Source organism: Acidimicrobiales bacterium, from assembly GCA_036270875.1.
Taxonomy (GTDB): domain Bacteria; phylum Actinomycetota; class Acidimicrobiia; order Acidimicrobiales; family AC-9; genus AC-9.
This window is the reverse complement of the sequence record DATBBR010000096.1, coordinates 37,025-44,003: the sequence shown is the minus strand read 5'-3', so window position 1 is coordinate 44,003 and position 6,979 is coordinate 37,025. Positions and strand designations below refer to the sequence as shown.

General features: G+C 69.5%; 5 protein-coding genes. 4 read left to right on the top strand and 1 reads right to left on the bottom strand.

Annotation, left to right across the window (positions count from 1 at the left end; all coding sequences use genetic code 11):
* Window positions 1-782: hypothetical protein (locus tag VH112_10815; GenBank protein HEX4540726.1), on the top strand; the 782-nt coding region annotated here is incomplete at its 5' end.
* A gap of 19 nt (window positions 783-801) precedes the next feature.
* On the opposite strand, the gene VH112_10810 is transcribed toward VH112_10815, so the two are convergent.
* A complete protein-coding gene (locus VH112_10810) occupies window positions 802-2,259 on the bottom strand; it encodes a hypothetical protein (protein HEX4540725.1) in 1,458 nt (485 codons plus the stop codon).
* 343 nt (window positions 2,260-2,602) lie between these two features.
* Here VH112_10810 and VH112_10805 point away from each other — a divergent pair, with 343 nt between their 5' ends.
* From VH112_10805 to VH112_10795, 3 genes are read left to right on the top strand one after another with little or no spacing between them, the layout of a single operon-like run.
* A complete protein-coding gene (locus VH112_10805; GenBank protein HEX4540724.1) occupies window positions 2,603-5,071 on the top strand; it encodes a hypothetical protein in 2,469 nt (822 codons plus the stop codon).
* Window positions 5,068-6,084: an ABC transporter ATP-binding protein gene (locus tag VH112_10800; protein ID HEX4540723.1), complete on the top strand. Its 1,017-nt coding sequence runs from the start codon at window positions 5,068-5,070 to the stop codon at window positions 6,082-6,084. Before VH112_10805 ends, VH112_10800 begins: the two co-directional genes overlap by 4 nt.
* Window positions 6,077-6,886, top strand: coding sequence for an ABC transporter ATP-binding protein (locus VH112_10795; GenBank protein ID HEX4540722.1), 810 nt, complete (start codon window positions 6,077-6,079; stop codon window positions 6,884-6,886). Before VH112_10800 ends, VH112_10795 begins: the two co-directional genes overlap by 8 nt.
* Window positions 6,887-6,979 lie beyond the last annotated feature (93 nt).

Below are 6,979 nucleotides of genomic sequence, written 5' to 3'. Positions count from 1 at the left end.
GGAGTATTCAGTACTCCGTGTCTGGCGGTTCGCCGGGAGGACCCGCGCCCGCGGCGCCGGAGGCTGGGCCCGCCGCACAACCGCAGGCGGCGGCGCCGCGCGTGGTGGCGGCGAGCGGGCCGACGCCGACTATCTATCCGGCGGCGGTGCCGTACCTGACCGACAACGGTGGTGGTGGCTTCTGCATCACCGTGCAGGACCGATCGACGAGCAACTCGGATGTCGCGACCGGCATCAACAACGCCTACGAGCACCGCTGGCAGACCCTCGTCGGCAACTACCTCCTCTGTCCTGGTGCGCCCCCGGCGGCGAACACCCCAGGCCCAGCGGCGGCGCCGGCGCTGCCGCCGGCGGCGGTGGCCGGATCCTTCTGGGCCCTGCACGGCACCGACCTGCTCGGGCGTCCGGCGCCGAGCATCGCCCCCGGTTATGCCCTCGCCGGCAAGCTCGGCTACCTCGAGACGCACGCCCCCACCACCCGCCAGTTCTCGAACCCGACCCCCCTGGGCGCGCTCACCATCGCCGCCCGCGGGACGTTCCTCGTCGACTGGGGAGACGGCAGCGGCGCGCAGGGCCCGTACGACACCGCCGGCGCGCCCTGGCCCGACGGGCAGATCACGCATGCCTGGGACAACGTGGGTCGCTATGACGTGACGGTCGTCGAGGTGTGGACCGCCACCTGGTCGCTGGCCGGTGCCCACGGCGACCTCGCCGCCCTGCGCACCCAGGGCACCATCCGCCACTTCGAGGTACGCCAGCTCGAGTCGGTCCGCAACCGCTGACGCGGCTGCGACTCCGGGCTCAGCCCAGGGGTGAAACGGAGTTGCGCCACGCCCTGGCCATCCGGCTGATCGTCCCACCGATCCCGAAGGCCGTTCCCAGGATCACCAGACCCGACAGCATGGTGAGGAGGAAGGTGAGCCAGCCCTGCGACGGCGTGTTGGACGACGCCGGACGGTACTGCAGCGGCGTGGAGCCTCCGCCGCCCGACGCACCCTGACCCGATTGGGGGCTCCCTCCAGGAGCGCCCGGCGCGGTCGGGCTACTGGTCCCAGCCGAGGTGAGACCGGGCGAGCCGGCAGCGGCCAAACCACCGGTGTCGGCGCTCGGCGACGCGCCTCCGACTCCCGCGGACGTGTCGGTCCCCGTGGACGCCGGCGCACCTGGTGCGCCGCTGTCCACTGTCCCGCCACCCGGAGCGACGGTGCTTCCCGAGGAGATCACCGAGCCGAGATCACCTCCGCCGAGGGGCTGGCTCGCACCAACGCTCACGTCGGCGGTCCCGAGGATGAAGGTCTGACCGACGTTGAGCGTCCCCAGCGGACCCGGCAGCGGGTTGCCGATTGTCAACGTCGGGCCGGAGCAGGTGCTCTCGATCTTGTGGTCACCAGGGGAGATCGTCGGTTTGGGAGCGGCCGTCATGGAGATCTTCTGACCAGTGACCTGGCCGAGCTGGGCCAGGAGCGGATCAACCTTCGACAGGTCGACCTGGCCGCCAGGACCGGCTGCCACCGTCTGGCCCAGCGCCGTGATGCTGCCGATCGTGCAGGTGGCGGTGCCGCCGACGACGCCCTGGGAATTGGCCTTGGCGCTGGCGAGGGCCTTGAACCCCGAGACCGCCAACGTCTGGCCTCCTGGCAGGGCAATGGCCACGTCGTGGCCCGCCGCCGAGGCATCCTCGACCACCGAGGCGTCCTGGATCGACTGGTTGCTGGCGCCGGTGAAGACACCGCTCGGGCTGCCTCCGCCACCCGGACCTGTGGCCGTGACGAACGAGCTCCCCTTGGGAGCCGTCGGGTCGATGACCGACACGGCCTGGTCCGGCGACGCCGCCGTGCACGGCGCCGCGACCTTGCTGGTGGGGCTGACGCACTTCTGGATGGTCTGCTGGTTCTGCGGGACGGGATACGAGGCGAAGGCGTAGCCCGGGAAATTGTTCGGATCGGACAGGGGCGTCGGGTCGGTTGCAGCGGCGAAGAGCACCGCTCCGCCCAGGAACCCGGGATCGAAGATCTCGGAGTACTCCGCCGCGTTGACGGGCAGATCGGGCTGACCCTTGTTGAAGAAGCCGTGTACCCAGGCGTACGAGTCGTCCAACTGGAGCGTGGCCTGTGTGGTCGGCACGAGGGCCTGGGCGGAGAACGAGCTGGCGAAGATGGTCGGGTTGGTGTTCGTGGCCGGGGCGGAGGTATCGGCGGCTACCCGGCTCGCCCCTCCGATCCCGAACGGTGTCGTCAGGCCGGCGGCAGCGGTGGCCACCACCAGTCGGCTTACGGCCGACCGAGCCCGGCTGCGCCGTCCGCGGCTCGCCTTCCCCCGGCTCCCCATCACCATCCTCTTCCTCACGCCGCGGCCCCAGCGCCCCCCGGTCGCCCGCCCGCCGCCGGCGTGCTCGACGGGCCCATCTCGCTACGAGTTGGGCAGCATAGACCCTTCTGCCCGGAAGGTACTAGTACCTCCCGGCTCGAACTGGTTGGGTGGTCTACAGTGACCGCCGTCACGCCGACGGCGACCCGGCTGGAGGGTCGCTGTCAAGCCAGATAGGAGCACCTGCGCTGGAGGTCTGGGGAGAAGCCCGGGGAGCCGAAGGGGGCGTTCGCACGTGTACTACGTGAACTTCCTGTTCATCGGCATCGTGGTGGGCAGCATCTACGCCCTCTACGGCCTCGGGCTCACCGTCGTCTACAAGGCCACACGCGTTCCCAACTTCGCCCAGGGGGCCATCGGCACCACGGTGGCCTTCGTCTTCTACAAGGTCTGGGGAGGTAGCGGCGTCCGTCTCGCCGTTCGGGAGCACAGCGGCTTCTACTTCCAGATCCCCTTCCTCGGCGGCCACAGCTGGGCGCACTTCTCCTTCCAGCCTCCGGCCCTGCCCGCGTGGGCGGCCTTCGTGGTGGCAATGGCAGTGGCTGGAGGACTGGGCCTCATCGTCGCTCGCATCATGCGGCCCTTCTCCCGGGCCACGACGGTCTCACTCATGATCGTCTCGTTCGGCATCCTCGCCGTCCTGGAGGGGCTCGACTACAACACCTTCAGCGGCTACTCGACCAACGTGCACCCACTGATCCCGCTGGACAAGAGCACGACCCACATCGTGCACGGGTTCAACTTCAACAACGAGCAGCTGATGATCATCGCGGTGACGCTCGTCCTGACCGTCGCCGTCGCCGCCTTCTTCCGGCGCACCCATCTGGGCGTCGCCATCCGGGCGGTGGCCGACGACCGGCAGGTGAGCCAGCTGCTCGGGATCAACGCCGACACCGTGAGCAGGGTGTCTTGGATACTCGGCTCGATCCTGGCCGGGATCGCCGGGATCCTGATCACCCCCCTGGTCGGCCTCGACCTCGGGGTGCTCACGAACCTCATCGTGTTCGGCTTCATCGCCAGCCTGTTCGGAGGGTTTCGCAGCCTCGTCGGCACGCTTGCCGGCGGGCTGGTCCTCGGAATCGTCGAACAGCTGGTGATCGCATCCCCACTGGGCAAGCTGTCGAGCCTGCCGCCGTTGCAGGACGTCGTCGCCTTCCTTGTGCTCGTCGTCCTTCTCATGCTGCGGCCCAGATGGATCTTCTCGGGGATCCGCGTCGACGAAGAGTCGGGGGTCGGGGGTGCCGGCGTGGCCTTCGGCGGCCGGGCTCCGGCCGAGGACCGGCTGCGAGCCTGGCTCCGAAAGGGGCCGGCGCTGTGGCTGATCCTGCAGGACTGGAAGACGGCTCGCTGGGTGCTCGGCATCGGCGGGATGGCCGCCGTGATGATCATCCCCATCTTCACGAGCGGCTACTGGTCCACCGTTCTCGCCAGCGGGATCATCTTCGCCCTGGTCGGGCTCTCGCTCGTGATCCTCACCGGCTGGGCCGGCCAGGTGTCGCTGGCCCAGTACGCCTTCGTCGGCGTCGGGGCCTATACCGCCGCCATCCTCCAGGGCACCGCCCATCTGCCCTTCTGGCTGGTGGTGCCGCTGACGATCGTCATCTCGGTGCCGTTCTCGCTGCTCATCGGCATCCCCTCGCTGCGCCTCAGGGGGTTCTTCCTGGCCCTCGTGACGTTGGCGTTCGCCGTGGCCCTCGACACCGACCTGTTCCTCTCGAACGCTCTGGAGAACCACAACAGCATCCTGGGATCGACGGCCGGAAGCACCGCCCACCGCCCCTTCTCCTTCACCTCCGAGGTGTTCTACATGGGCCTGGCCGTCGCCTTGGCCTGCTTCTTCGTCGCGTACAACCTGCGCCGCAGCCGCACGGCCCGCGCCTTTCTCGCCATCCGCGACTCCGAGCCCACGGCGATCGCCTTCGGCATCAACCCCACGGCATACAAGCTGCTCGCCTTCTGTATCGGCGGCGGTGTCGCGGCCGCAGCTGGCGCAGTGTTCGCCTACCTGTACGTGAACATGGACCCCACCGAGTTCCTGTTCATCACCGGGGTCACCTTCATCGGCTACGGGATCCTGACCGGCATCGCCGAGCTCTTCGGGGCGGTGTTGGTCGGGTTCCTGTTCGCCGTGCTGCCCCAGATCACGGCGACACCAATCAACGGCGTCAACCAGACTGTCCTGATCCTCCAGGGCGTCCTGCTCGTGCTGACGGTCTACAGCTACCCGAGCGGGCTGGCTGGGTTCATGAAGCGGCTGTTCCGGCCCGACGACGAGACGGCCCAGATCCTCGCCGCTGGCGAGTTCTCGCCGGCACCGACCGCTGAAGCGGCGGCGCAGAGCGGCAACGGCGGCGACAAGTCCGGGCCAGCAGCGGTACCGGCCATGGCCGGAGCGGTTGCGGGCGCCCCCGCGCCAACCTCGGCTGCTGCCGCCACGGCCACGCTCCCGCAGCGAGCCCCGACCAGTCGGGCCCCCCGCCAGGAACAGGCCCAGGAGGAAGCCGCCTGGTCCAGGGTGGCCAATGCAGGAGCTCGGACGACCCCCGCGGAGCCGACTGGTCCGTCACCGCGCCAGCGAGACCCGGCGACCGCGAGGAAGCGCCCCCTCCGACCCCGGCCGGCGAGGGAGCCGGCCGAGCGGGCGTCACGACCGCTGCGCGCTTCCAGGCGACCGCCGCCGCCCGACGAGGACCAGCTGAGATGAGCCGGCTGCCGTCGCTTCCCAAGCTTTCGGCCCTCGCGGGTCTCCGATCGACCCGGTGGCGCCGCCCACCGATCCGTGACTATCCGGCCGCCGACCACCTCGACGAGGGCGTCGAGCTCGCCACTGCCGACGAGCTCGACCCGACGCTGGCCACCGGCGAGATCCCCCAGCCGCACGACGCCGCACCCGCGGTGCTGGCGGTCGATGAGGTGACCCTGCGCTTCGGTGGGCTCGTCGCCCTCGACAACATCTCGCTGAGCGTGCACGAGGGCGAGATCGTCGGCCTCATCGGTCCCAACGGCGCGGGCAAGACGACGCTGTTCGAGTGCATCTCGGGCTTCTACCGTCCCGACCGGGGTCACGTCTACTACCGCGTGCCGGACGGCGCCCCAGGCGTCGAGCCACGTCAGGTGCTCGACCTCCTCGGCGAGCCCTCGCACCGCCGTGCGTGGCTGGGCATCGGCCGGACCTTCCAGAGCTGTCGCATGTTCCAGAACCTGAGCGTGTTCGACGCGCTCCGCATCGCCCAGCACCGGTGGATGACCACGGGTCCCGTGGCAGCCGGGCTGGGCACCAAGCGTTCAGCTGCGGACGAGGACCGAGTGATCGACGCCACCACCGAGCTCTGCCGGATGATGGGCTTGCGTCCCTACCAGAACAAGTTCTGCGCCGAGCTCAGCTACGGGACCCTGCGGCTGGTCGAGCTGGCGGCGATCATGGCCCTCAAGCCCAAGTTCCTCCTCCTCGACGAGCCCAGCTCAGGCATCAGCCAGAAGGAGACCGAGCAGCTCCTTCCCCTCCTGCGCGACGTGCGGGCGGCGACGGGGGCGACGATTCTCATCATCGAGCACGACATGCCGTTGATCATGCAGCTGTCGGACCGGATCTACGCCATGGCGGCCGGCGCTGTCATCGCATCGGGGGAACCCGACGAGGTCCAGGCCGACCCCGCTGTCATCGAGAGCTATCTGGGCACGTCGCGCTACGGGACCGTGGTGGGCAGCAATGCCTGATCGAGCGCTCGTCGAGGAACCGTTCGCCGAGGACGAGCTCAGCGAGGACGCAGGCTGGGACCCCGGTCCGCCCCCGTTGCTCGAGCTGCGGGGCGTCGACGCCGGCTATGGGGCGGTTCAGGTGCTGCGCGGCGTCGACCTTGCCGTTCGGCCCGGCGAGATCATCGCGCTGCTCGGCACCAACGGAGCGGGCAAATCGACGATCCTCAAGGTGGTCTCGGGGCTGATGCACCCGTGGGCGGGCGCGGTCACCTTCGAGGGCGAGGACATCTCGCGCTGGGCCCCCGAGCAGACGGTCCGGAGGGGCATCACCCAGGTGCCGGGCGGTCGAGGCCTGCTGCCCAACCTCACCGTGCTCGAGAACCTGGAGATGGGTGCCCACACGATCCGGCGAGACCGGGCGAGAGTGAAGCGCAACATCGCCCGGGTGTGCGACGTCTTCCCGCGGCTAGGCGAGCGCAGAAAGCAGCTCGCGGGGACGCTGTCAGGGGGCGAAGGGCAGATGCTGGCCCTGGGTCGGGCGTTCGTGCTCGAGCCCAAGCTGATGATGATCGACGAGCTTTCCCTGGGGCTTGCTCCAACCATCGTCCAGGGCCTCGTCGACGTTCTCCACCAGCTCAACGAGGAGGGGGTCGCCTTCATCCTCGTCGAGCAGCACGCCAACCTGGCCCTGTCGGTGACCGACCACGCCTACTTCCTCGAGAAGGGCCAGATTCGCTTCGACGGCCCCAGCCAGGAGCTGCTGGAGCGGGACGACCTGCTCCGGTCGGTGTTCCTCGCCGGGGCAACGGTGGGGGCGTGATCGTTCGTGGAAGCACATCGTCGCCGGAGCGAGAAGCCGACGCGGGATCCAAGCGTCGCCGGCCGTTCGCCATGCAGGGGTGGTGTGACCGTG